Genomic DNA, 23,500 nt, shown 5'->3' with positions numbered 1-23,500 from the left:
CCATGCAGCATATCGTCGGCTGATCGGAGGGGCAGTGCGACGAATCATACCGGCAAGGCCGGGTTAGGAGACGACGATGCGCCACATGATGACCTACGATCTGATGGAAGCCCTCCGCAACACAAATCAGTGGCTGGGCGCCACTGCCCTCTCGATGTCATCCTACCCAATTTTCAGCATGGTGCCAAACCCTGCCTTCCAGTGGATGGCCGCATGGGGCGAAGTCACCGAACGCACGTTTCAGCGCATGGTCGCCAAGCCCGACTGGGGCATCGACTCGATCACCGGCGAAGACGGGCGCGACCACCTGATCAGCATCGAGACCGTGGTCGAACGGCCCTTCGGCGACCTGATCCACTTCAACGTGCAGGGCCGCGACGAGATGGACCGCCGCGTCCTGCTGGTGGCGCCGATGTCTGGCCACTACGCCACGCTCCTGCGCTCGACCGTCCGCTCGCTCCTGCCCGACTGCGAGGTCTACATCACCGACTGGCACAACGCCCGCGACATTCCCGTCTCCGAGGGCAAGTTCGACGTCGAGGATTACACCCTCTACCTCGTCGACTTCATGCGCCAGCTGGGCTCCGACCTGCACGTGATCGCCGTCTGCCAGCCCGCGCCGCTGACGCTGGCCGCAACCGCCTACCTGGCCGAGCAGGACCCCGAGGCACAGCCGCGTTCGCTGACGCTCATCGGCGGCCCGATCGACCCCGACGCCGCGCCCACCGACGTCACCGATTTCGGCAGCCGCGTCACCATGGGCCAGCTCGAGGAAACCATGATCCAGCAGGTCGGCTTCAAGTACAAGGGCGTGGGCCGCATGGTCTACCCGGGCCTGCTTCAGCTCACCTCCTTCATGTCGATGAACGCCGACCGCCACAGCACCGCCTTCCTCAACCAGATCACCCGCGTGGCCCAGGGCGAGGCCAGCGACCGCGACCCGCACAACAAGTTCTACGACGAATACCTCGCGGTGATGGACATGACGGCGGAATTCTACCTCTCGACCGTCGAGCGCATCTTCAAGGACTGCGAGATCGCCAAGAACACCTTCACCGTCGAAGGGCGCAAGGTTGATATCGGCGCCATCACCCGCGTCGCGGTCAAGACCGTCGAGGGCGGCAAGGACGACATCTCCGCCCCCGGCCAGTGCGTCGCGGCGCTCGACCTGCTGACCGGCCTGCCCGATGACAAGAAGGCCAGCCACCTCGAACCCGACGCCGGCCATTACGGCATCTTCGCCGGGCGGTCCTGGCGGAACAACATCCGCCCGCTCGTGCTCGATTTCATCGACGCCAATTCCGAGGATCCGGCAGCCCGCGCCCGGACGAAGCCGAGAAACCGCAAGAAGACCGTCACCAAGCTGACCGCCGTCTGACCGGCGGCGGCACGGCCCGGCCGTTCCGCCTCACATCGGCAGGCGCAGCCTGACGCAGGTGCCGCCGTCGGTCTCGGGATATTCCAGCTCGCCCTCGGCGCTCTCGGCGAAATTCTGCAAAAGCCCCTGGCCCAGGCTGCCCTCGCGGGCCTCGGCCCCGGCCATCCCGACACCGTCATCGGCCACCGTCACCACCAGCGCGCTGCCCTCCCGGTCCAGCAGCACCCGGATCTCCCCGCGCTCGCGGCCCTTGAAGGCATGCTTCACGGCATTGGTGAACAGCTCGTTCACCACCAGCCCCACCGCGATCGCCTTGTCCCGAGACAGGTTGACCGGCCGCAGATCGGTCACCACCTGGATGCCCTCCTGCGACACCACCCCGTCGCGCAGCGAGTTGCACAGCAGCGACAGGTAGGCCTGCATGTCGACCCGGCTGTCACCCCCCTCGTCGCGGTACAGCGCCTCGTGCACCTTGGCGATGCTGTCGACCCGGCCCAGCAGCCGGTTCAGCGCCTGCCGCGCATCGTCGCTCCTGGCCCCCCGGGCCTCGATCCGCACCAGACCCGCGACCATGGCGAACTTGTTCTTCACCCTGTGGTCGATCTCCTGCAGCAGAAGCTTGCGCTCCTCGGCCAACGAGTCCCGGGCCGAGACGGCCAGCCGCACGACCCGCCGGTAATACTCCGCCAGCCCCACGATCGCGAAGCCCGACAGCACGTTGACCAGCACGCGCGGCGCGTCGGCTGGGTTCTCGAAGGTGAAGGAATTGGTCGCCGGAAGCACGAAATACCACGCGAACAGCGCGCTCAGCAGCATGGTGATCGCCCCCGCCGTCCAGCGGGCGAACAGCGTCGCGAACAGCACGAACGGGAAGGTCAGCGCGAAGGGCCCCGCCCCCGCCGTCACGAACATGTCGGTCATCTCCCGCAGGATCACTGCCCCAAGCGTACAGGCCAGCGCCACGAGAATCTGTCCGCCAAAGGCCGACAGCCTCGACGACATGCGTGACGAGATCCGATCCGACAGATCGAACTCGACCGGAACTTCCTGAACCGCCGACTTCACCGGCGGAGGATCATTGCCCACGTGCTGGCTCCCCGAACAAGTCGGAACGCATATTGCGTCAATTTGTACAGGATTGGCAAAAGGAATCTGCAAAACATTTGATGCCCCGCACCCATGCCGTAAGGTCAGCTCAGCGCCGCCCCTGCCCCCGAAGCCGCCGCCACAACGGCACCACGTCCAGCGCCGCGATCGCAATCCCCAGCGGCAGCATCCAGAAGCCCAGGATCGGCAGGAAGCCCAGCAATCCGCCGATCATCAACAGCACCCCGGCCGCGAACCGCCCGCCCGGCGGAAGCCGCCGGCTGGCCCAGACCTGAACCCGCCGCCGCGCCCGCCTTGTCCGGCTCCGAACCATCCCCCCGCGGTCAAACATCGGCACGGGGCCGCACCCCGGCGGGCTGCTGCATCCAGTCGAACAGCGCCGCGTTCACCGCGTCCGGCTGCTCCAGCAGCGGCAGATGCCCCGCCCCCTCCAGCACCTCCAGCCGCGCCCCCTCGATCAGCCCGGCCATCAACTCGTGCCGCTTCATCGGCGTCAGGCTGTCATGCGCCCCGCACAGCACCAGCGTCGGCAGCTTTGCCTTGCGCAGCACCGCCTGGTAATCCCGCCGCCGCTGCATCGCCCGCACCTGCCGGATGATCCCCTCGGCCCCCACCGTCCGCGCCATCTCGAGCAACTGCGCCGCCACCGCCGCCCGCCCCGGCCCCGGCGCAAGGCTCTCGGGCCGCACCAGCGCGTTCACCGCCTCCTCCAGCCGCCCCGATTTCAGCTTGATGATCGTGGGCTCCATGTCCGCCGCCATCTGCGGCGTCTCGGCCAGCGAATGCGTGCTCATCAACGCGATCCGGCTGATCCGGTCCGGCGCCCGGCGCAGCAGCTCCATCGCCACCACCGCCCCCATCGAATGCCCCGCCAGCGCGAAGCGCCGCGGCAGCACGTCCAGCAGGCGCGAGGCGATTTCCTCGATCCGGTCGCCCCCCGTCACCGGCGCCACCGTGATCGTCAGCGCGGTGCTGAAGGCGGTGATCTGCGCGCCGAACACCCGCGCGTCACACATCATGCCCGGCAGCAATACCAAGGGGTCGCGCATCTGTTCCGGTGTCCTTTATGCCGTCGGTGCCTCGTCCTCAGACTTGCCCGCTGGCCCCGCCGAAATCAAGGACCGCCCGGGTAGGCAATGCCCCGGTAGGCGGGAAAGTCCTCATACCGCGCCCGCCGAACCTCCTCCGCCTCCCCCGGCTCGGCCCCGGGCGCCAGCAACATGCCCTTCGGCGCGATATAGCTCGATATCGTCCGCCGCGGCCGCGCGCGCCAGCTCAGGTTCATGGCGCAGAGCTTCGGGAAGAACCACAGGTCCGAATAGGGCAGATGATCGTGAATCCACCACGCAAGGTCGCGCCAGTCGCGCCCCTGCTCGTACCGGTCCGCAAACCACGGGATCACCAGCGACGTGCCCGCCCCGGCGCCCCCCTCGCCCACCCGGTCCCAGATGTGATGGCCGTAGTTGGCATCGTTGCTGGCACAGTTGAGTTTGTTCTCGTTGCCGAACCGGTTCAGCTCCGGGCTGCGATAACCCGAGCGGATGGCGATCCGGCCAAAGGTCTCCTGCAACGGGTCCAGCAGCTCCTCGCACAGCCGCCGGCCATGGGCGATGGCCATGTCCGGATCGTCGGGAATGTTCGGCACCCGGTGGAAACTGCCGATCTCCGAATACAGGAAATCGCGCATGTAGAAATGCCGGCTCAGCCGCACCCGCCCCAGCGTCTCGAGGCTCCACATGCTCCCCGGCCGCCGCATCAGGGCAACCCCCCGATCCAGTCGAGGATCACCTCCGTCGCCGCCTCCGTGTTGCCCGGCGACAGGATATCCACCGCGATCACGTGCGCCGCCGGGTCCACCCCCGGCCCCAGCTCCGGCACGGCATATCTCACCGGCCCGCCCCACGCTGCGCGCACCGCGTCGGTCGCGCCCGCGTCCAGCACCGTATCCTCGTTGGAATAGTAGAACAGCGCCGGCACGCTCACCGCCCCGTACTCCAGACCCGCCGCATGTTTCACCAGCGCCGCCAGCGGCATCACCGCCTCCATCGGGTAGCTGGTCGTCCACTCCCGCGCATGCCCCTCGTTCTGCGGCTCGAACGACCGCGTCCGCCCCGCCACCAGCGGCACCCAGTACCGCGCCCCCGGCAGGGTCAGCAGCGGCGCCCCCGCGGCCCTCAACCCGAAATTCGGCGAGACGAACGCGATCCCCTTCACGTCCCGCATCAGCCCCTGATCATGCGCCGCCACCGCCGCCACCGTGCCCCCGGTCGAGGTGGCGATCACGATCACCTCCTGCCCCACCTTCCGCCCGATGGCCAACGCCTCGGCCACGTCCGCCATCCAGTCGCCCGCGCGCGCCTCGGCCATCGCGTCGCCGTCGCGCCCATGCCCCCGGAACCGCGTGAAGACAAGGTTCGCGCCCAGCGCCTCCGCCACCCGGTCGGGCACCGGCCGGATCTCCTCGGAACTGGCGGAAAACCCGTGCAGATAGACGATGGACAGACCGGTCGGCACCTCCTCCAGCCCGTGCCAGATCACCCGCTTCTGGTTGCCCGGGCGGATATCGTCGAACCGCGCCTCCTGCTCTTGCAGATAGGGGTCCACCCCCCCGGCCAGCACGCGCCGGTCGAACGCCGTCTCCGTCTCCACCGGCTCATACGGCCCGAAAACCCAAAGCAGCCCCACGACCGCCGCCAGCCCCGCCAGCACCCGCAGGGGCCAGCGCGCCCGCCGCCGCCTCATCCGGCCGCAGCCCGGTCAATCACCTCCTCGACCGACCTCTCGATCAGCGCAAGGCAGTCAGCGTCGGAGAAGCGGTGATCCGCCCCGTCGACCAGCGTCAGCCGCATATCCGGCCCCTCCGCATGCTCCAGCAGCCGCAGCGCCACCGACATCTCCACATCCGCATCCGCCGTGCCCTGCAAGAACCGCACCGGGAACGGCAGGCTCAGGGGCGACCGCAGCACAAGGTTCTCCCGCCCCTCCTCGATCAGCCGGCGGGTGATCACGTAAGGCTCGCCATACTCGCTCGGCAACGCCACCTCGCCCTTCTCGAACAGCGCATCCCGCTGCGCATCGTCGAACCCGGCCCACATCGAATCCTCGGTGAAATCCGGCGCCGCGGCCACCGTCACCAGCCCCGCCACCCGCTCCGGCAACGCCCGCGCACAAAGCAGCGAAATCCAGCCCCCCATGCTCGACCCCACCAGAACCTGCGGGCCTTCGGTCAACGCCCCGATCGCCGCCATCGCATCCGCCGCCCAGTCGCCGATGGCCCCGTCGGTGAACGCCTCCGACGATTGCCCGTGCCCGGAATAGTCGAACCGCAGGAACGCCCGGCCGGTCCGCCGCGCCCACGCCTCCAGGTGCACCGCCTTGGTGCCCTCCATGTCCGACTTGAACCCGCCAAGAAACACCACGCCGGGCGATACGCCCGCGCTCCGGTGATAGGCAATCTTCCGGCCCTGCGCCGTCGTCAGATACTCTGCTGTACTCATGCAACCCCGTCCTTTCCGGCGCGCATCCTGCACCGGACACCGCGGGCGTTCAAACCGTTTTCCCCGCCACTTTCCCCGCCGCTTTCACCGCCCTCTTGACTTGGTCCCCGCCCCGCGCCAAAACCCCCGGCACACACATATACCCGCAACCGGGCGTTCCGTGGGCGCCAAACCGACGAGGAGTTAAGGCCGATGGCCCAGATTTCCCTTACCTTTCCCGATGGCAATGCACGTTCCTTCGACAAGGGCGTGACCCCGGCCGACGTGGCCGCATCGATCTCCAATTCGCTGGCGAAAAAGGCCATCTCGGCCCATGTCGACGGCAAGCACTGGGATCTGCAATGGCCGATCGAGGCCGACGCCGCCATCTCCATCAACACCATGAAGGACGAGGCCGCCGCCAACGAGCTGGTCCGCCACGACCTCGCCCACGTCATGGCCCGCGCCGTGCAGGAGATCTGGCCCGAGACCAAGGTCACCATCGGCCCGGTCATCGAGAACGGCTGGTACTACGATTTCGACCGCGCCGAGCCCTTCACGCCCGAAGACCTCTCGCAGATCGAGAAGCGGATGAAGGAGATCATCAATCTCCGCGACCCCGTCAGAACCGAGGTGTGGGAGCGTGACCGCGCCATCGCGCATTACGAACAGACCGGCGAGCCCTACAAGATCGAACTGATCGAGGCGATCCCCGGCGACGAGCCCCTGCGCATGTACTGGCACGGCGACTGGCAGGATCTCTGCCGCGGCCCGCACCTTCAGCACACCGGCCAGCTTCCCGCCGACGCCTTCCGCCTGATGTCCATCGCCGGCGCCTACTGGCGCGGCGATTCCAGCCGCCAGATGCTGCAACGCATCTACGGCGTGGCCTTCACCAGCAAGGAAAAGCTGAAAGCCTATCTCAACTTCCTCGAAGAGGCCGAGAAGCGCGACCACCGCCGCCTTGGCCGCGAGATGGACCTTTTCCACATGCAGGAAGAGGCCCCCGGCCAGGTCTTCTGGCACCCCAACGGCTGGACGATCTACACCGCCCTCCAGGACTACATGCGCCGCAAGCAGCGCGCCGGCGGCTATAACGAGATCAACACCCCCCAGGTCGTCGACCGCAAACTGTGGGAGGCCTCGGGCCACTGGGACAAGTACCAGCACCACATGTTCATCGTCGAGGTCGACGAAAGCCGCGACGGCGAGAACGATGACGCGTCCGCCACCAACAAGGAACAGACGCGCATCAACGCGCTCAAGCCCATGAACTGCCCCTGCCACGTGCAGGTGTTCAACCAGGGCCTCAAATCCTACCGCGACCTGCCCCTCCGGCTGGCCGAATTCGGCTCCTGCGCGCGGTTTGAGCCCTCGGGCGCCCTCCACGGCATCATGCGCGTGCGCGGCTTCACCCAGGACGACGCCCACATCTTCTGCACCGAGGACCAGATCCAGCAGGAATGCGCCCGCTTCATCGACTTCCTTGCCGACATCTACCGCGAGCTTGGCTTCCCCGATTTCGAAATCCGCTTCGCCACGCGCCCCGAAAAGCGCGTCGGCACCGATGAAAGCTGGGACTACGTCGAAGGCGCCCTCGAAAACGCCATCAAGGCCGTCGGCCGCGATTACGTGCTCGAACCGGGCGACGGCGCCTTCTACGGGCCGAAGCTCGACTTCTACCTGACCGACGCCATCGGCCGGGTCTGGCAATGCGGCACCTTCCAGGTCGATCCCAACCTGCCCGAACGGCTCGGCGCCACCTACATCGCCCCCAACGGCGAAAAGACCCGGCCCTTCATGCTCCACCGCGCCACGCTCGGCAGCTTCGAACGCTTCATCGGCATCCTGATCGAGGAACACGCCGGCAAACTGCCCTTCTGGCTGGCCCCCCGCCAGGTCGTCGTCGCCTCCATCACCTCCGAGGCCGATGACTACGTGCACGAGGTCACGGCCACCCTCCGCGCCGCCGGCGTCCGGGCCGAGGCCGACATCCGCAACGAGAAGATCAACTACAAGGTCCGCGAACATTCCGTGGGCAAGGTGCCGGTCATCCTCGCCTGCGGCATGAAGGAAGTCGACGAACGCACCGTCTCCCTCCGCCGCCTCGGCGAAAAGGCGACCTCCGTGCAACCGCTCGACGATGTAACAAAGGCCCTCGCGACCGAGGCGACACCGCCCGACCTTCTGTAACATCTGCCAATTCGCGCGGCCGGGGTTTGAAACATTCCGTAACATCCCGGCCGCGCCCCGACATTTTCCCCAACAATTTCAAGCCCCTTCCCGGGTCACCCTCCTGACGCGACCTGACACGCCCGTGTCTGACGCGTTCGTGAGTCGCCGTTTGGCCACCGGCCTGCCTATCCTTTGGTCATCGCCCGATCGGCGCGCCACGGCCAACATGCCCGCACAAGGGAGGAGAGGCCGCAACGCCCTGGAACGGCGGTATTAATTTTGACACCACAAGGGAGCTACCCCATGTCCACCACAGCCAAAACCTTCGCCATCGCCGGGGCCGTCACCGCGGCGCTCGCCGCCTACACCTCCACCGCCACCGCGGCCGAGCAGGAAAAATGCTTCGGCGTCTCGCTCGCCGGTGAGAACGACTGCGCCGCCGGCGCCGGCACCACCTGCGCCGGCACCTCCACCGTCGACTACCAGGGCAACGCCTGGACCCTCGTCGACGCCGGCACCTGCGAAACCATGGACCTTCCCGACGACCGCATGGGCAGCCTCGAGCCGCTCGACCGCGACCTGCCGGAATCCTGATGCCAACTGGCCTGTGCGGGATCACCCCGCACAGGCCACCCCTGACCAGATCAACAGGTGCCCCATGCTGGATACCACGAGCATCCCCACCCTGCCCGCCGGCCCCGGCGTCGGCTACAAGCCCCAGCATTTCCGCGACATCACCATCGATGCCACCCCCGTCACCTGGCTGGAAATCCACGCCGAGAACTACATGGGCGACGGCGGCCGCCCGCTGGCGCAACTTCGCCACCTGGCCGAAAAATTCCCCATCTCCGTCCACGGCGTCGGCCTCTCCATCGGCGGCGAGGGCCGGCTCGACCCCGACCACCTCGCCCGCCTTCGCAAACTCTGCGACTGGCTCAACCCCGCCAGCTTCTCCGAACACCTCGCCTGGTCGACCCATGACAGCCACTTCCTGAACGACCTGCTACCCCTGCCCTACACCTCGGCAACCCTCACCCGCGTCGCCGCCCACATCGACGAGGTGCAAGAGGCCCTCGGTCGCCCCATGCTGCTCGAAAACCCCTCCAGCTACCTCGCCTTCATTGAGAGCACCTATGCCGAGCCCGACTTCCTGAACGAGCTCGCCCGCCGCACCGGCTGCGGCCTGCTGCTCGACGTGAACAACGTCTTCGTCTCCGCCACGAACCTGAACATGGACCCCCGCGCCTATATCGACGCCTTCCCCCTCGACCGCGTCGGCGAAATCCACCTCGGCGGCCATGACGAGGACGAGGACGACCACGGCGCGCCCCTCCTCATCGACAGCCACGGCCGCGAAGTCGCCGACCCGGTCTGGGCCCTCCTCGACCACACGCTCGACCGTTCCGGCCCCCGCCCCCTCCTCATCGAATGGGACACCGACGTGCCCGACTGGCCCACGCTCGCCACTGAAGCCAGCCGCGCCAAAGCCGCACTGGCAAAGGTGCCCGCATGACCCATCCGCAATCTACCTTCCACGCCGCCCTGCTCGACAGCACCCGGCCCACGCCCGACGGCCTCTCCGACGGCCAGGGCAACCCCGCCGGCCGCCGCTTCGCCGTCTACCGCAACAACGTCGCCGTCGGCCTCACCGACGCGCTGGAAACCAGCTTCCCCGTCATCACCAAGCTGATCGGCCAAGAGAACTTCCGAAAGGTGGCCGGCACCTTCCTCCGCCAACACCCGCCGCAGAACCCGATGATGATGACCTACGGCGCCGAATTCCCCGCCTTCCTCTCCACCTTCCAACCCTTGCAACATCTCGGCTATCTCCCCGACGTCGCCCGCCTCGAACAGGCCCTCCGCATCGCCTACCACGCCGCCGATGCGCGCCCGATCGACCCCGCCATCCTGCAATCCCTGCCGCCCGACGCGCTGGCCGAAACCCGCTTCACCCTCGCCCCCGCCACGCAGCTCATCGCCTCCCGCTGGCCCGTCCACGCCATCTGGGCCTTCAACATGGAAGACGGCCCCAAGCCGCAACCCGGGCCCCAGACCGTGCTCATCACCCGCCCCGACTACGACCCGCAGATGACCCCCCTCTCCCCCGGCACCGCCGCCTTCATCACCGCCCTGCAAACCGGCGCCCCCCTCGCCGACGCCACCGACACCGCCACCGAGGCCGAGCCCAAATTCGACCTCGGCACCGCCCTCTCGCTCCTCCTCGGCACCCAGACCATCACCGATATCAGACCCGGAGCCAGCTAGATGACCGCCCTCCTCTCCCTCCACACCGCGCTCTTCTCCCGGATCGAGCGCGCCGACTGGCTCCTGCCCACCCTCGCCCGTTTCCTCTTCGCGGCGATCCTGCTGGTCTATTACTGGAACTCCGGCCTCACCAAGCTGGGCGACGGCCTCCCCGGCCTTTTCAATCCGGATGTCGGCGCCTACGCCCAGATCTTCCCCAAGGCGACCGAGGCCGTCACCTACGACGTGACCAAGCTCTCGCTCTTCCACCACCTCACCGTGCTGGCCGGCACCTGGGCCGAGTTCCTCCTGCCCATCCTCATCATCGCGGGCCTGCTCTCGCGCCTCGCCGCCCTCGGCATGATCGGCTTCATCGCGGTCCAGTCGCTCACCGACCTCTACGGCCATGGCGGCATCGAGCACGAGGGAACGCTCGGCGCGTGGTTCGACAAGGCGCCCGACGCCATCATCCTCGATCAGCGCGCGCTCTGGGTCTTCCTCCTGCTGGTGATCGTGGTCAAGGGCGCGGGGCCGCTTTCCCTCGACAGGGCCCTTTCACGCACCCCACGGGAACCATAGCACAAGCCCACCCCCTGTTGCGCCCGGCGCAACATCTCGTGGAACCCCCCACCGAACGCCACATCAACCCATGCCTTCACCGCCCAGAACACCGACGCGATACCGACGTGTTACCGACGCGATACCGACACCGCCTTCCCAGCAAAAAAAGGCCGTTAACCTGATTCGCCCGGAAACCCTGTCGACAGCCGGCCACCAAAGGCTCAGAAATGGGCCTTCGGCTCGTCCGGCTTGCCCGCCGCGATGGCGAACAGGCCGCCCAGCGCGGTAAACCCGATGGGGAACATGGTGAAGACGTTGAAATCGAACGCATAAAGCATCAGCCCGGCCGAGATCAGCAACAGAACCCCGCCCCACAAGGCCCGGATGCGCGCCATGCCGCCCCCGGCAATCGCCAGCAACGGTGCCGCGAAACTCACCGCCCGGATCAGCCCGACCCGATCGACCTGGTACGCCAGGCCGTCAATTTCTCCATACCGATCAATGGCTTCCGTATACCCATACGCGAAGAACCCGACCAGCAGGGCCAACAGCCCGCCGATCACCCCAAGCAAAAGCGCCGCATTCCGCATCCCGTTCCTCCGGTTGTGTCACGTGGCGAGATAGGCATTCCCTGCCGTTATCCAAGCACCATTGCCCGAACCTCCGGCCCCCAGCCCAGGTACATCTCCCCGCCATCCACGATCAGCGGCCGCTTCATCAGCGCCGGATGCGCCGCCAGCAGCGCCAGCGGATCGCCCTGCCGCTCCGCCTCGTCCAGCCCGCGCCACGTGGTCGACCGCGTGTTGAGCAACGCCGCGCCGAACCGGGCATGTGCCTCCTGCATGACCTCCCCCGGCACCCCGTCCGCCCGGACATCGCGAAACTCCGCATCAGGCAATGATTTCAACGCCTTCCGGCAGGTGTCGCAGGTCTTCAATCCGTAAACTATCATGTCACCTCGCCCATTTTTTCACCTGATACCGCGCCCCGCCCCGAAGATCACGTGGGTTTTGCTTGCTTTTTACAAAGCCGGTGCAATCATCATGGATGTGACGCTGACCTATCAGCCTCCGACGTCGCAATTTCGTGGCCGGGTCTGTTTCGTCTGCGCATGCCAAGACCCGGGCCACACCCCCGGGAAAGTGAAGACACGGAAGGAGATACGGCATGCCGACCGGCACCGTAAAATGGTTCAATACCACCAAGGGTTACGGGTTCATTGCCCCCGACGAAGGCGGTAAGGATGTGTTCGTCCACATCTCGGCCGTCGAACGTTCGGGCCTGACCGGCCTCGCGGACAACCAGAAAGTTGGCTACGAGTTGCAGGACGGGCGCGACGGGCGCCAGATGGCGGGTGACCTCAAGCTGCTCTGACTCAGCCAAGCCACTGTCATTCCACGAAGATCAGGCCGGGTCCTCGGCCTGGTTCCCCTCCCAGTTTTCCCCCATCGCGACGATGCAGGATGTGCCCGTCGCGTAGGACACCACCATTGTCCAGTCGCCGCGCTTGTCGGTCCAGACCTGCATGACCTGCTCGGGGCCCCGCGTGCCCCAGCTGTGCAACTGCTCCCCGAACTGCCGCGACAGCTTCTGCGTCATCTTGTCGGTCGGCTCGCAGATCACCTCGGCAATCGGCGAACTCGCCGCCGCGGCCCCGGCCATGCAGGCCAGCGTGAACGCCAGAACAACTCGCATCTGCCTTGAATCCCTTTCTCCACTGCTCTTTCGACCAATGTAACAGATTCATGACGCACTTGTATATACCTTCAATATACAAAAGGCGCGAAGCCCACCGCTCCGCGCCTTTCGCCCACCCTGTTCGAAGGGGATGTCGTCGTTACTGGCAGCCCTTGGTGCCCTCGGGGCAGTTATAGGACCGCGTATAGGTGGCCGCCCGATAGACCGGGTGCCGCTTCATCTCGTACCAGGTCACGTTGGTGTTGGGCTGGCCGCAGCAGATCGCACCGTTGATGGTGATCGGCTGCAAGCCGGCCGGGCAGTAATTGGCAGTCGTCGGCACCGGGTAAAGGCGCGGGCCGTCGGCCAAGGCGGGCACGGCGGTCAGCGCAGCCAGCGCGGCGGCCGTGAGAGAGAGGGAAATGCGCATATGGACCTCGTATAAGGTTACTGGAAAAGGCTTTGGAGGAACCTCTGCCCGGAATGGTACCGCTTCGGCGGGGGCTGTCAAAGTTTTTTGAGGCGAAACAGTGCGTTTCGGGGCGGTGGGCGGCGATTGTCGTGGCAACTGACGTTTCGAACCGGCTTCACCCCGCTTGACTATACGCTCCGCCGGGCGAGCGCCGGCCCGTGGGTAGGCGCTGCAACGATCCTGGCTGCCGCTTTATGGCTCCAATCACATCCTCGACCAAAACGTCGCGCAACACCGCCAAAGCGCCTGCCCGTCACGCCAAAGGCGTGCCGCCTATACACGGCGCACCTGCGGTGCGACGGGACGGGCCGGCGCTCGCCCGGCGCCGCGCCAAGGCGCGGCTCTGTTCCGGGCGTCACCACTTCCTCCCGTCGGCGTTTCGCGCGACTTCGCGGTAGCCGTAGGGTGGGTGCCAACCCACCTGCCCCACCTCCGCCGCGCCGCCATCATTGGTGGGTTCACACCCACCCTACCCATACCATCGCAACGCCCCGCATCCTTAACGGATCGTTCAAAGGTTCATTCTACCCCTGAACCAACACCGCCCATCAACGACCCCGGCCATTCAACCCCGTCCGTTAACGTTCCATTAACTTTCCAGAACCCCCTGGAACTCCCGCCATTCCCCCTTGGACATGCCGGAGCTCTCCTGCGTCACCTCTTCCCCCTTCAGCATCCGCCGCACGCAATCCAGCGCCGTGGAAGACAGCGTGGCGCCCCCCATGCGGTAATCCTCGAAGGCGCGATAGGCGAACGGCACCCAGTCGGCCACCACCTTGCAGATCTCCTCGGCATAGACCCGGATCTCGTACTGCGCATGCGCATCCGCCCTGAGCCGCAGGAAATGCAGCAGGTTGTGCAGGTCGACCTTCCAGTACCACTGCGTGTAGATATTCGCCGGCAGGTTCATCCGGGCCAGCTCGCGCGCCAGCCCCTGCTGGCCCTCCTGCCCGATCATCTCCTCGTAATGGTCGTAGGCCCGGGTGGAATCCGCCTTGAGATACTCCAGCACCCGCTGCGCCTCCTCCCCGGTCAGCGCCTCGCCCCGGCCCTGGTTGTTCACCACCGACTGCGCGGCCAGGTGATCGGGCGCCGGGATGTAGAACTCCCGGTCAAGGATCGAGTACCGGGCGGAATACTCGTTGACGTTGGCCGTCCGGTGCCGGATCCACTGGCGCGCCACGAAGACCGGCAGCTTCACGTGCAGCTTGACCTCGCACATCTCGAACGGCGTCGAATGCCAGTGCCGCATCAGGTAGCGGATCAGCCCCTCGTCATTGGTCACCGACTTGGTGCCGCGGCCATAGCTCACCCGCGCGGCCTGGCAGATGGCGGCATCGTCGCCCATGTAATCGATCACCCGGATGAACCCGTGGTCGAGCACCGGGTAGGCCGTGTAGAGATGCGCCTCCATCCCCTCGGACACCGCGCGGCGGGTCTCCTGCCGGGCGCTGCGCTGCGCGTCGATTTCGGCCTGCTGCTCGGGGCTGAGGGGCATGGCGTGGTCCTTTCCACAAGAGTGAGTCGGGGCCAACTATATCTTGCGGAGCCCGCTTGAGAAACTTCAATATCGGGTATCGACTGACCTGCAACACCCCTTCCTTTCCCGGATTCCGGGTAAAGGAAAACGTTGACTTCGTGGTCTAAAGTCCTGAATTTCAGTCAAAAGACAAAAAATACACTGATCGAGGCAGTGACAGCATGAAACAGATACTGGCAAGCCTGCTGGTTTGCGCCCTGCTTGCGGCGTGCGGATCGGGCAGCAATCCCTTCGCCAACACCGACACCGGCGAGGAGCCCGACCCCGGCGAGGAAACGCCGGACGAGGAGCCCACCACCGAAACCCCGGTCACCGTGCCCGCCGCCGTCGCCGGCGACGTCAGGAACGTCACCTACGATGCGGCCAACGGCACGCTGATCGTCGAGGGCGTCAACCTCGACGACGTGCCCTACAGCGCCACCTACCGCCGGGCCCCCGGGCTGGACCAGGACGGCTATGTCGCCTTCACGATCCAGGAAGATCCGCTTGACCGGCACTACACGGCCTATGCCCGCGAAAGCTCCGACGGTTCCGTCCGCGCCACCGCAGTTGCCAGCACGGGGCCGCGGAACCGGTCGCTCATGGGCACGCATTTCGAACGCGACGGAGACTATGACCCGCCGGAAGTGACCGAGGACAGCGGCCTCGTCACCTATGCCGGGCGCTACGTTGCGGTGACCAATATCGGTGACCCCAACGGCTCCGACCTGCTGCCGACCGGCGTGACCGACCCCGAGCTCCTGGTGTCGCAGGCGATGGTCATTCACGGCGATGCCTTCATCAATGCCGACTTTGCCGACAACACGGTCGAGGGCAACATCTATAACCGCGAACTGCTCGACAGCGACCTCAACGTGGTCTCCGAACTGCCCTCCGTGGTCCTGGTGATGACCGATATCGAGGCAAACGGCAGCTTCACGGGCACGGTCGAATACGACAAGCGCGACCCGCTCTCGGGCACAACGAGCAACACCGCGATCGGCACCTATTCCGGCGTCTTCGGCGGCACCGACGCCAGCAGCGTGGCCGGTGGGGTGCAGCTCGACGAGTTCGACGGCGTGGAAGACAACCTTGGCTTGGAGGCCGAACTGGAAAGCGGCGTCTTCGTCCTCGATCAATGCGGCACGCCCGGGTCCCCGGCCGTCTGCAACAGCGTCAACCCCGATGTCGGATCGCCGTAAGGCTTCCTGCTCATTGGCCATGTGTCTGGCCGGCCTCGTCCTTGCAGGCGGGGCCGGCCAGCCGCATGCCGACGAGGCGGCTGCGGCCCCCGGGTCGGAGACCGGGATGGTCCGCATGTCCCTGCCCCAGGCCCAGGCGCTGGCGCAGCAGGCGCTTCGGCAAGGCCAGCCCAGGACGGCCTATGAGCTGACCGAGGGGCTGCTCGCCGCCGACCCGGACAACGGCCACGCGCATTTCCTGCGCGCCCATGCCCTCGGCCAGTTGAAGGATTACCGCACGGGCCGCAAATCGGCCGCCCGCGCCTACCGCGTCGCCAATACCGACGTACAGCGCTTCGAGGCGGCCAAGCTGGCGGCCGAGCTGTCCTTCGCCGATGACAGTTATACCGTCTCGCAGCTCTGGCTCCGTCGCGCGGTGCATTATGCCCCGACGGAAGAGCTCCGCAGCCAGTACGTGAAGGCCTTCCGCAACGTCCGGCGCACCAACCCGCTGCGGTTCGAACTTCAGTTCTCGGTCAACCCGTCCGACAACGTCAACAACGGCTCGAACAGCCCCTACAACCTGATCGAGGGCTCGCCCCTCGTGGGCACGCTCAGCCCCAGCGCGCGGGCGATCAGCGGCGTCGTGGCCAAGACCGACATCCGCGGCGCCTATCGCGTGTGGAAAGGCGACGGGCAGGAAACCCACATCACCGGGCGGCTTCTGTCGCGCGAAATCCGTTTCAACGACCCGGTGCCCGGCATCAGCGGCAGCGACATCTCCTCGCTCCGGGCGCAACTCGGCCTGCGCCATCTCTGGGCACCGGGCAAGAGCGGCTACTGGAGCTTCGACATCAATGGCGGCCGCACGTGGTATGGCGGATCGCCCTATTACGATTTCGCCGGCGTCGGCGTGCAACGGCTGCAAAAGCTGACCGACAGGCTGAACCTCTCCCTCGGCACCCATGTGGAGGAACAGTTCGACAAGACCGTGCCGGTTACCGACGCCACGGTCTACTCGGTCTTCACCGGGCTGAGCTACGCGCTCGGCACCGGCGGCGAGCTGGGCGCGCAATTGCAATTCCGCGACATCGACAGCGACGGGCGCAACCGCGCCTCGCAGCAATGGTCGTTGGTGGCGACCTACACGCTGGGGCGCCAGATCGGGCCGGCTGAGGTCAGCGTCTCGCTCGGGCACAGCATTCTCGATTACGAGCAATACTGGGTGATCCTGCCGGTGCGCGGGGGGCGGACCGACGAATCCTGGTTCGGAGGGGTGACCGCGACCTTCAAGGATTACAGCTACATGGGTTTCGTGCCGGTCGTCTCGGTCAATGCAGAGAAGAGCCGGTCGAACATCAGCCGCTTCGATGTCGACCAGACCGCCGTCTCCTTCGGCATCCGTTCGGAATTCTGAGCGCGCGACCGCCCCTTCCCCCTCGACAGGGCGCGCCAGCCGTCTATCCTTTCCGTGACCACGAAACGGAAGGAGACGCGGGATGCGGGTACGCTATCTGCACACCATGGTCCGGGTGAAGGACCTCGAGACCTCGATGAAATTCTACGAGCTGCTGGGCCTGAAGGAGACCCGGCGCATGGACAGCGAGGGCGGCCGCTTCACGCTGGTCTTCATGGCGCCCGAGGGGCACGAGGACTGCCCGGTCGAGCTGACCTACAACTGGGATGGCGACGACGCGCTGCCCGATGACAGCCGCCATTTCGGCCACCTGGCCTACTCCGTCGGCAACATCTACGAGATGTGCCAGCACCTGCAGGACAACGGCGTGACCATCAACCGTCCGCCACGCGACGGGCGCATGGCCTTCGTGCGCAGCCCCGACAACGTCTCGGTCGAACTGCTGCAGGAGGGCGAGGCGCTGGAGCCTGCCGAGCCCTGGTCCAGCATGGAAAACACCGGACATTGGTAAGGGCGGCTACCCTACTCGCCGCCTGCCTTCTGTGGGCGGTCACGGCGCAGGCGCAATCCGCCTGCCGGCTGGCCCTTGTTCTCGCGCTCGACGTGTCGTCCTCGGTCGATGCCGAGGAATATGCCCTGCAGCGCACCGGCCTGGCCGCGGCACTTGACGCCGAGGAGGTGCGCCATGCCATCCTGACCGGCGCGGGTGGCTACGTCGCCCTGTCCGTCTATGAATGGAGCGGCTTCAACCAGCACAAGCTCCAGCTTGACTGGCTGGCGCTGACCTCTCCCGCCGCGATCGATCGCGCCGTCGCGACCCTTGCCGGGATGGAGCGCAGCCACGACAATTTCCCGACCTCGATCGGCCCGGCCATCGGCTATGGCGCGACACTGCTGAAGCGGGCCCCGCGCTGCGAGCGGCGGGTGATCGATGTCTCGGGCGACGGGGTGAACAACTACCGCTACGGCCCGCGCGAGGCCTACCGGCATTTCCCGCTGAACGACGTGACGGTGAACGGGCTGGTCATCCTGGGCGACGATCCCGGCGTGCTGTCCTATTACGGGGCGGAAGTGCTGCACGGCGCGGGGGCCTTCATGGTGGTGGCCAAGGGGTTCGACGAGTTCCGTGAGGCGATGACCAGGAAACTCTACCGTGAAATCAACGACATCATCCTTGGCCGCGTGCCACACACCCTGCCCCGGCAGGTGCCCGGATGAGGTGGGCGCGGGCGCTGCTGGCGGTGGCCTGCCTGGCGCTGGCAGCCCCTGCCGCGGCGTCCTGCCGGCTGGCCCTGGTCCTCGCGCTCGACGTCTCGTCTTCGGTCGATGCCGACGAGTACGACCTTCAGCGGCTGGGCCTTGCCGCCGCGCTCGACAGCGAGGACGTGCGCCATGCCATCCTCTATGGCGGGCACGGTCACGTGGCACTGGCAGTTTTCGAATGGAGCGGTTTTCACCAGCAGAAGCTGCATCTCGACTGGTCGCTCCTAAGTACGGCGCGCGACATCGACCGCGCGGTCGTGGCCGTTGGCACCATGTCGCGCAGCCACGAGGGCTACCCCACCGCCATCGGGCAGGCGCTCGGCTTTGCGGCGCAAATGATGCGGCGCGCGCCCGATTGCGGGCGGCGTGTGGTCGATATCTCCGGCGACGGGATCAACAATTACGGGTACGGGCCCGCGGCGGCGTATCGGAGCTTTCCGTTCGACGGGATCACGGTGAACGGGCTGGTGATCCTCGAAGGCTATGAAGGGGTCGCCGATTACTACCGCAAGGAGGTGCTGCGCGGGCCGCAGTCCTTCCTGGTCATCGCCAACGGGTTCGACGATTTCCGTGCCGCCATGACGAAGAAACTGTACCGCGAAATCAACGATGTCATGCTGGGCGACGCCGGCACGCGGCGGCCGCGCGGATGAGGGGGCTGGCGCGCCTTGTGCTGCTGCTGACGGCGATGCTGGCCGCCCCGGCGCATTCCGCCTGCCGGCAGGCGCTGGCGCTGGGGCTCGACGTGTCGGGCTCGGTCGACATGTGGGAATACCGTCTGCAACTGGACGGTCTGGCCGCGGCGCTGCTTGATCCGGAGGTGCAGGAAGCCTTCCTGCTGTACCCCGAGGCGCCGGTGCGGCTGATGGTCTTCGAATGGAGCGCGCAAGGCCATCAGCGCGTCGTGATCGGATGGCAGGACGTGACCGGCCCCGCCGCCCTGCTGGCCGCGGCGGAGGTGGTGCGCAGCACCAAGTCAGTGCCGGTCAACAACCCGTCCACAGCGATCGGCGCCGCGATGGTCTTCGGCGCCGCCGAGCTTCAACAACAGGCAGGGTGCTGGCGGATGACGCTCGACATTTCCGGCGATGGCCCGTCGAATATCGGCCGCCATCCCCGGCTGATCGAACCGCACGAGACCGGCCCGGTGATTATCAACGGGCTGGTGATCGGGCCCGACGGGCCCTCGAACACGACGAAGAACCGTCACAACGTCAAATCGTTAATGGGATATTACCAGTCCTACGTGATCCGCGGCCCGGGCGCCTTCGTGGTGGCCGCTCTGGATTACGAGGATTTCGCCGAGGCCATGCGCCGCAAGCTGATACGGGAGCTTCAGCCTGCCGCCGTGTCGCGCGACCCGGCCGGGGCCGGGACGTCAGTAGATATAGCGGATCTGGTCGGCCCAGTACCGCTCGACCCGGCGCAGTGAGCTGTTGATCTGGTCGATGCCGTCATTGCCCAGCACGCCCCTGCTTTGCAGCCCCTCGGCATGGCTGGCGAAAAGTTTCGAAATGACCGCCCGGATGCCGCGCCCCTTTTCGGTCAGGCGCACCCGCACCGAACGGCGGTCGATCTCGCATCGCTGGTGGTGCATGTAGCCCATCTCGACCAGCTTCTTGAGATTGTAGCTGACATTGCTGCCCTGATAGTAGCCGCGCGTCTTCAACTCGCCCGCCGTCACCTCGTTGTCGCCGATGTTGAACAGCAGCAGCGCCTGCACCGCGTTGATCTCGAGCACGCCGAGCCGTTCGAACTCATCCTTGATGACGTCCAGCAACAGCCGATGCAGACGCTCCACCAGTGCCAGGGAATCGAGATATCCCGACATGAAGCTTTGCTGCTCGGGCGACAGCAGAGGGGGGTTTTGCAAACTCATTCTCGGCTCCGTGCGTGACTGCTCGGAGCCGGTCTTAGCCCGCAAATGCCCAATAAGTCGTAAACGCGAGCCAGATAGATAAAAGTCGACTCAATTCGCCGGTGTGCTGACCCGCGCGATCCGGTCGACCAGGCCGGCAAAGCGGGGCGGCGGAGCGCTCTGCCCCGTCACCCATTGATAAAGGTCGTGATCGTTCTCGGAGAGCAGCGCGTCGTAGAGATCGAGCATCTCCGCGTCGAGCGCGCCCAGCCCCGTCTCGGCGAAACGGCCAAGGATGATGTCCATCTCCTTGATGCCGCGCCGCATCGAGCGCATCCGAAGCCGTTTCAGCCGATGCTCGGCGGTTTCTCCGGTCGGCGTCGCTTCAGGCAAGCGCTTCCTCTTTCAGCTTGGCGCGCAGCGATTTCTCGAGCCGGCCGAGCCGGTCGGCGGAAAGCGCCAGCTGCGAGCGGATATCGCGGATTTCCATCAGCAGCTCGGTCACGTCCGGCGACAATTCGTTGGCATCTTCCGGGCCGTCCGGGCCGGGGCCCTCGCCGCTCAGCAGCCACAGGAGCGAGACGTTCAGCATGCCCGCCATCATCGACAGCTTGTTGGCGCGCGGCTCGCTCAGGTCGTCTTCCCAGGATTTCAGGGTTTTCAGTTTGACGCCAAGCCGTTTTGCCAGGTCGGCCTGGCTCATGCCGGCCTGTTCGCGCGCCCCGGCGACGCGGTCGCCAAAGGTTGTTGCGTTCGGGTCGTACCAGCCATCCTCGGTCTGGGCGTTCATGGGAAGTCCTTTCTTTGGTCTTTCGGGAGACGGGCCTTTACAACCGGTCAATGGTCCGGTTTGTCACTAATGAACTAGAACCATGACTATAGAGCGTTCGCGCGCTTATTCCAACCGGAGTACGACATGATTTCCCTTTCCGCGACGCTGGCCCGCGTCAAGCCCTCGCCGACAATGGCGATCACCGCGCTTTCGCAGGAAATGAAGGCGGCCGGCAAGGACGTGATCGGCCTGAGCGCCGGGGAGCCCGACTTTCCGACGCCGGAAAACATCCGCGCGGCGGGGATTCGCGCGATCGAGGAAGGCAAGACGCGCTATACCGCGCCCGACGGCATCATCGAGCTGAAGGAGGCGGTCTGCGCCAAGTTCCGGCGCGACAACGGGCTCGAGTACACGCCGAAGCAGGTCAGCATCGGCACGGGCGGCAAGCAGATCCTCTACAACGCCCTGATGGCCACGCTGAACCCCGGCGACGAGGTCGTGATCCCCGCGCCCTACTGGGTCAGCTATCCCGACATGGTGCTGCTGGCGGGCGGCGAGCCGGTGATCGCTCCGGCGGGGATCGAGACCAGTTTCAAGCTGACGCCCGAGGCGCTGGAGGCGGCGATCACGCCCAAGACCCGCTGGTTCATCTTCAACTCGCCTTCGAACCCCACCGGGGCGGGCTATTCGTGGGACGAACTGAAGGCGCTGACCGACGTGTTGATGCGGCACCCGCATGTCTGGGTTCTGACCGACGACATGTACGAGCACCTGGCCTATGACGGGTTTGAATTCTGCACCCCCGCGCAGGTGGAACCGGCGCTCTATGACCGAACCCTCACCTGCAACGGCGTCTCGAAGGCCTATGCCATGACCGGCTGGCGGATCGGCTATGCCGGCGGGCCGGAAGAGCTGATCGGGGCGATGCGCAAGATCCAGTCGCAGTCGACCTCGAACCCCTGCACCATCAGCCAGTGGGCTGCGCTGGAGGCGCTGACCGGCACACAGGACTTCATCGCGCCCAACAACGAAACCTTCCGCCGCCGCCGCGACCTCGTGCTCGAAAGGCTGCGCGCCATCGACGGGATCGAGTGTCCGACGCCCGAAGGGGCGTTCTATGTCTACCCCTCGATCAAGGGGCTGATCGGCAAGACCACCGCCGGCGGAACCAAGCTCGACACCGACGAGGATTTCGCCACCGCCCTGCTGGAAGAGGCCGGAGTGGCCGTGGTCTTCGGCGCGGCATTTGGGCTTTCCCCGGCGTTTCGCGTCAGCTACGCTACCTCGGACGAGGCCCTGCAGGAGGCCTGCAAGCGCATCGCGGATTTCTGCGCCGCGCTGACCTGAGAACCGAGGGGCGATGTCGGACGATCTGCCGGAATATTACTTTCGGGTGCGCGAGAACGGCGCCTTCGTGTTTCTTGTCGATACCGAGAACCGCCAGCGCCGGATCGAGATGGACCAGATCGCCGTGGTCAACATCCGCAACGGCCAGATCAAGCCGCATGGCGACCGCGAGCTGACCGAGCGTGACAAGAGCGTGATCGAGGACTGGATGGCCGAGCGGCTGGAAATCCTCGCCCACAGGGATATCGACGACATTCACCGGGCGGTCGACTATCTCAACACGACGACCCACTGGGCCCAGTCGAAGGCCACCGACGAGCAGCTCGAACTGGTGAGCGACGCGCTTCTGCTGGCGATGCACGACCTGCGCTCGGTCCTGGTGCGCAAGAAGGCCGAGCGGCTCATGAAGGAACAGGGGGGCTGACCGGGCCGGTCCGGCGGCGCCCTTCATTTTGCCCTGACCCGTGATACGGTGGCCCCTGACGTGGCGGCAGGGGATGATCCGATGGTCGAACTCGTTCAGGCAGAGGAAGAGGCCCATCTGGAGGCGGTGCGGAGCCTGATGCGGGGCTTCGTGGACTGGCACCTTGAACGCCATAGCGACTCCGTATCGCTCATCCGCACGTATTTCGACCCGGTGACATTCGAAGCGGAACTGGCGGACTTGCCGGGGAAATTCCGGCCGCCCGGCGGCCGGCTGCTTCTGGCGATTGAGGACGGCGAGGCGCTTGGCTGTATTGCCCTGCATGACCTTGGCGACGGTGTCTGCGAGATGAAGCGCCTGTTCGTCGCGCCCGGCCATCACGGTCGCGGACTGGGCCAGTTGCTGGCACAAAGGGTCATCGAAGAGGCCGTGGCCATCGGCTATCACACGATGCGTCTGGATACCGGCCCGAAGCAGGCCGAGGCGCAGGGCCTTTACAAGCGGCTCGGCTTTCGCCCGATCGACCCGTATTACCAGCTTGAGCCCGAGATGCGGGACTGGCTGATCTTCATGGAGCGCGATTTGACGGCGCCCACCACCGACAGGGCGTAGCGGTCTTCCTGGCCCCG

At 66.2% G+C, this 23,500-nt stretch carries 30 protein-coding genes; 16 read left to right on the top strand and 14 right to left on the bottom strand.

Going from position 1 to position 23,500, the window contains the following annotated elements; translation table 11 throughout:
- Positions 1-76: 76 nt before the first annotated feature.
- Positions 77-1,378 (top strand): polyhydroxyalkanoate depolymerase, encoded by a 1,302-nt coding sequence (gene phaZ, locus QUV18_RS11235; protein WP_300894015.1) that lies wholly within the window; start codon positions 77-79, stop codon positions 1,376-1,378.
- A 30-nt stretch (positions 1,379-1,408) separates the two neighbouring features.
- Here phaZ and QUV18_RS11230 read toward each other — a convergent pair whose 3' ends face one another.
- The 6 genes from QUV18_RS11230 to QUV18_RS11205 all read right to left on the bottom strand — a co-directional run bounded on the left by QUV18_RS11230 (position 1,409) and on the right by QUV18_RS11205 (position 5,982).
- A complete protein-coding gene (locus QUV18_RS11230; RefSeq protein ID WP_300894014.1) occupies positions 1,409-2,464 on the bottom strand; it encodes a histidine kinase dimerization/phosphoacceptor domain -containing protein in 1,056 nt (351 codons plus the stop codon).
- Positions 2,465-2,573: 109 nt separating this feature from the next.
- Positions 2,574-2,798, bottom strand: coding sequence for a hypothetical protein (locus QUV18_RS11225; RefSeq protein ID WP_300894013.1), 225 nt, complete (start codon positions 2,796-2,798; stop codon positions 2,574-2,576).
- A gap of 10 nt (positions 2,799-2,808) precedes the next feature.
- The gene (locus QUV18_RS11220) at positions 2,809-3,534 is read right to left on the bottom strand and encodes an alpha/beta hydrolase (RefSeq protein ID WP_300894012.1); all 726 of its coding nucleotides are present in this window, start codon (positions 3,532-3,534) and stop codon (positions 2,809-2,811) included.
- Between the two features lie 65 nt (positions 3,535-3,599).
- Positions 3,600-4,223, bottom strand: a complete 624-nt coding sequence (locus QUV18_RS11215) for a hypothetical protein (protein ID WP_300894154.1) — start codon at positions 4,221-4,223, stop codon at positions 3,600-3,602.
- A gap of 17 nt (positions 4,224-4,240) precedes the next feature.
- Entirely contained in the window at positions 4,241-5,227 is a 987-nt protein-coding gene (locus QUV18_RS11210; protein ID WP_300894011.1) for an alpha/beta fold hydrolase, read from the bottom strand.
- Positions 5,224-5,982, bottom strand: coding sequence for an alpha/beta hydrolase (locus QUV18_RS11205; RefSeq protein ID WP_300894010.1), 759 nt, complete (start codon positions 5,980-5,982; stop codon positions 5,224-5,226). The genes QUV18_RS11210 and QUV18_RS11205 overlap by 4 nt, the downstream gene beginning before the upstream one ends.
- Positions 5,983-6,174: 192 nt before the next feature.
- Between QUV18_RS11205 and thrS the strand changes: the two genes are divergently transcribed.
- From thrS to QUV18_RS11180, 5 genes are all read left to right on the top strand, one after another.
- On the top strand, positions 6,175-8,154 hold the full coding sequence (thrS, locus tag QUV18_RS11200) for a threonine--tRNA ligase (protein ID WP_300894009.1): 1,980 nt from the start codon (positions 6,175-6,177) through the stop codon (positions 8,152-8,154).
- A gap of 285 nt (positions 8,155-8,439) precedes the next feature.
- Positions 8,440-8,730, top strand: a complete 291-nt coding sequence (locus QUV18_RS11195) for a DUF2282 domain-containing protein (RefSeq protein ID WP_300894008.1) — start codon at positions 8,440-8,442, stop codon at positions 8,728-8,730.
- A gap of 64 nt (positions 8,731-8,794) precedes the next feature.
- Positions 8,795-9,649 carry a DUF692 domain-containing protein gene (locus tag QUV18_RS11190; protein WP_300894007.1) on the top strand — a complete coding sequence of 285 codons (855 nt, stop codon included), beginning with the start codon at positions 8,795-8,797 and terminating at the stop codon, positions 9,647-9,649.
- Complete coding sequence (locus QUV18_RS11185; protein WP_300894006.1) at positions 9,646-10,401, top strand: DUF2063 domain-containing protein; 756 nt, start codon at positions 9,646-9,648, stop codon at positions 10,399-10,401. The genes QUV18_RS11190 and QUV18_RS11185 overlap by 4 nt, the downstream gene beginning before the upstream one ends.
- Positions 10,402-10,959: a DoxX family protein gene (locus QUV18_RS11180; protein WP_300894005.1), complete on the top strand. Its 558-nt coding sequence runs from the start codon at positions 10,402-10,404 to the stop codon at positions 10,957-10,959.
- 203 nt (positions 10,960-11,162) lie between these two features.
- Here the strand turns inward: QUV18_RS11180 and QUV18_RS11175 are convergent, their stop codons facing one another.
- Together QUV18_RS11175 and QUV18_RS11170 are read right to left on the bottom strand one after the other, a co-directional pair.
- Complete coding sequence (locus tag QUV18_RS11175; RefSeq protein ID WP_300894004.1) at positions 11,163-11,531, bottom strand: hypothetical protein; 369 nt, start codon at positions 11,529-11,531, stop codon at positions 11,163-11,165.
- A 47-nt stretch (positions 11,532-11,578) separates the two neighbouring features.
- Entirely contained in the window at positions 11,579-11,893 is a 315-nt protein-coding gene (locus QUV18_RS11170) for an ArsC/Spx/MgsR family protein (protein ID WP_300894003.1), read from the bottom strand.
- Between the two features lie 215 nt (positions 11,894-12,108).
- On the opposite strand from QUV18_RS11170, the gene QUV18_RS11165 reads away from it, so the two are divergent.
- Entirely contained in the window at positions 12,109-12,315 is a 207-nt protein-coding gene (locus QUV18_RS11165) for a cold-shock protein (RefSeq protein WP_300894002.1), read from the top strand.
- Positions 12,316-12,345: 30 nt separating this feature from the next.
- Here the strand turns inward: QUV18_RS11165 and QUV18_RS11160 are convergent, their stop codons facing one another.
- The 3 genes from QUV18_RS11160 to thyX all read right to left on the bottom strand — a co-directional run bounded on the left by QUV18_RS11160 (position 12,346) and on the right by thyX (position 14,588).
- Positions 12,346-12,636 carry a hypothetical protein gene (locus QUV18_RS11160; protein ID WP_300894001.1) on the bottom strand — a complete coding sequence of 97 codons (291 nt, stop codon included), beginning with the start codon at positions 12,634-12,636 and terminating at the stop codon, positions 12,346-12,348.
- 142 nt (positions 12,637-12,778) lie between these two features.
- Positions 12,779-13,048 carry a hypothetical protein gene (locus QUV18_RS11155; RefSeq protein WP_300894000.1) on the bottom strand — a complete coding sequence of 90 codons (270 nt, stop codon included), beginning with the start codon at positions 13,046-13,048 and terminating at the stop codon, positions 12,779-12,781.
- 631 nt (positions 13,049-13,679) lie between these two features.
- Entirely contained in the window at positions 13,680-14,588 is a 909-nt protein-coding gene (gene thyX / locus QUV18_RS11150; protein ID WP_300893999.1) for an FAD-dependent thymidylate synthase, read from the bottom strand.
- Between the two features lie 203 nt (positions 14,589-14,791).
- Here thyX and QUV18_RS11145 point away from each other — a divergent pair, with 203 nt between their 5' ends.
- From QUV18_RS11145 to QUV18_RS11120, 6 genes are all read left to right on the top strand, one after another.
- On the top strand, positions 14,792-15,811 hold the full coding sequence (locus QUV18_RS11145) for a thymidylate synthase (RefSeq protein ID WP_300893998.1): 1,020 nt from the start codon (positions 14,792-14,794) through the stop codon (positions 15,809-15,811).
- A gap of 19 nt (positions 15,812-15,830) precedes the next feature.
- Complete coding sequence (locus tag QUV18_RS11140; protein ID WP_300893997.1) at positions 15,831-17,207, top strand: porin family protein; 1,377 nt, start codon at positions 15,831-15,833, stop codon at positions 17,205-17,207.
- Positions 17,208-17,289: 82 nt separating this feature from the next.
- A complete protein-coding gene (locus QUV18_RS11135) occupies positions 17,290-17,718 on the top strand; it encodes a VOC family protein (protein ID WP_300893996.1) in 429 nt (142 codons plus the stop codon).
- On the top strand, positions 17,712-18,425 hold the full coding sequence (locus QUV18_RS11130) for a DUF1194 domain-containing protein (protein ID WP_300893995.1): 714 nt from the start codon (positions 17,712-17,714) through the stop codon (positions 18,423-18,425). The genes QUV18_RS11135 and QUV18_RS11130 overlap by 7 nt, the downstream gene beginning before the upstream one ends.
- Positions 18,422-19,123 (top strand): DUF1194 domain-containing protein, encoded by a 702-nt coding sequence (locus QUV18_RS11125; protein WP_300893994.1) that lies wholly within the window; start codon positions 18,422-18,424, stop codon positions 19,121-19,123. The genes QUV18_RS11130 and QUV18_RS11125 overlap by 4 nt, the downstream gene beginning before the upstream one ends.
- Complete coding sequence (locus QUV18_RS11120; protein ID WP_300893993.1) at positions 19,120-19,902, top strand: DUF1194 domain-containing protein; 783 nt, start codon at positions 19,120-19,122, stop codon at positions 19,900-19,902. Before QUV18_RS11125 ends, QUV18_RS11120 begins: the two co-directional genes overlap by 4 nt.
- On the opposite strand, the gene QUV18_RS11115 is transcribed toward QUV18_RS11120, so the two are convergent.
- The 3 genes from QUV18_RS11115 to QUV18_RS11105 form a co-directional block, all read right to left on the bottom strand.
- Positions 19,849-20,349 (bottom strand): winged helix DNA-binding protein, encoded by a 501-nt coding sequence (locus QUV18_RS11115; RefSeq protein ID WP_300893992.1) that lies wholly within the window; start codon positions 20,347-20,349, stop codon positions 19,849-19,851. The genes QUV18_RS11120 and QUV18_RS11115 overlap by 54 nt on opposite strands.
- A gap of 90 nt (positions 20,350-20,439) precedes the next feature.
- The gene (locus QUV18_RS11110; RefSeq protein ID WP_300894153.1) at positions 20,440-20,664 is read right to left on the bottom strand and encodes a succinate dehydrogenase assembly factor 2; all 225 of its coding nucleotides are present in this window, start codon (positions 20,662-20,664) and stop codon (positions 20,440-20,442) included.
- Between the two features lie 49 nt (positions 20,665-20,713).
- Positions 20,714-21,118, bottom strand: a complete 405-nt coding sequence (locus QUV18_RS11105; RefSeq protein ID WP_300893991.1) for a helix-turn-helix domain-containing protein — start codon at positions 21,116-21,118, stop codon at positions 20,714-20,716.
- Between the two features lie 126 nt (positions 21,119-21,244).
- Here QUV18_RS11105 and QUV18_RS11100 point away from each other — a divergent pair, with 126 nt between their 5' ends.
- The 3 genes from QUV18_RS11100 (at position 21,245) to QUV18_RS11090 (ending at position 23,483) form a co-directional block, all read left to right on the top strand.
- A complete protein-coding gene (locus QUV18_RS11100; RefSeq protein ID WP_300893990.1) occupies positions 21,245-22,447 on the top strand; it encodes a pyridoxal phosphate-dependent aminotransferase in 1,203 nt (400 codons plus the stop codon).
- 13 nt (positions 22,448-22,460) lie between these two features.
- A complete protein-coding gene (locus QUV18_RS11095) occupies positions 22,461-22,871 on the top strand; it encodes a hypothetical protein (RefSeq protein ID WP_300893989.1) in 411 nt (136 codons plus the stop codon).
- 81 nt (positions 22,872-22,952) lie between these two features.
- Entirely contained in the window at positions 22,953-23,483 is a 531-nt protein-coding gene (locus QUV18_RS11090) for a GNAT family N-acetyltransferase (RefSeq protein WP_300893988.1), read from the top strand.
- Positions 23,484-23,500: the final 17 nt, after the last annotated feature.

Origin of the sequence: Roseovarius sp., from assembly GCF_030373445.1 — a bacterium.
Classification (GTDB): Bacteria; Pseudomonadota; Alphaproteobacteria; order Rhodobacterales; family Rhodobacteraceae; genus Roseovarius.
The sequence above is the reverse complement of the archived record's forward strand: the minus strand, read 5'-3'. Positions and strand labels throughout refer to the sequence as shown.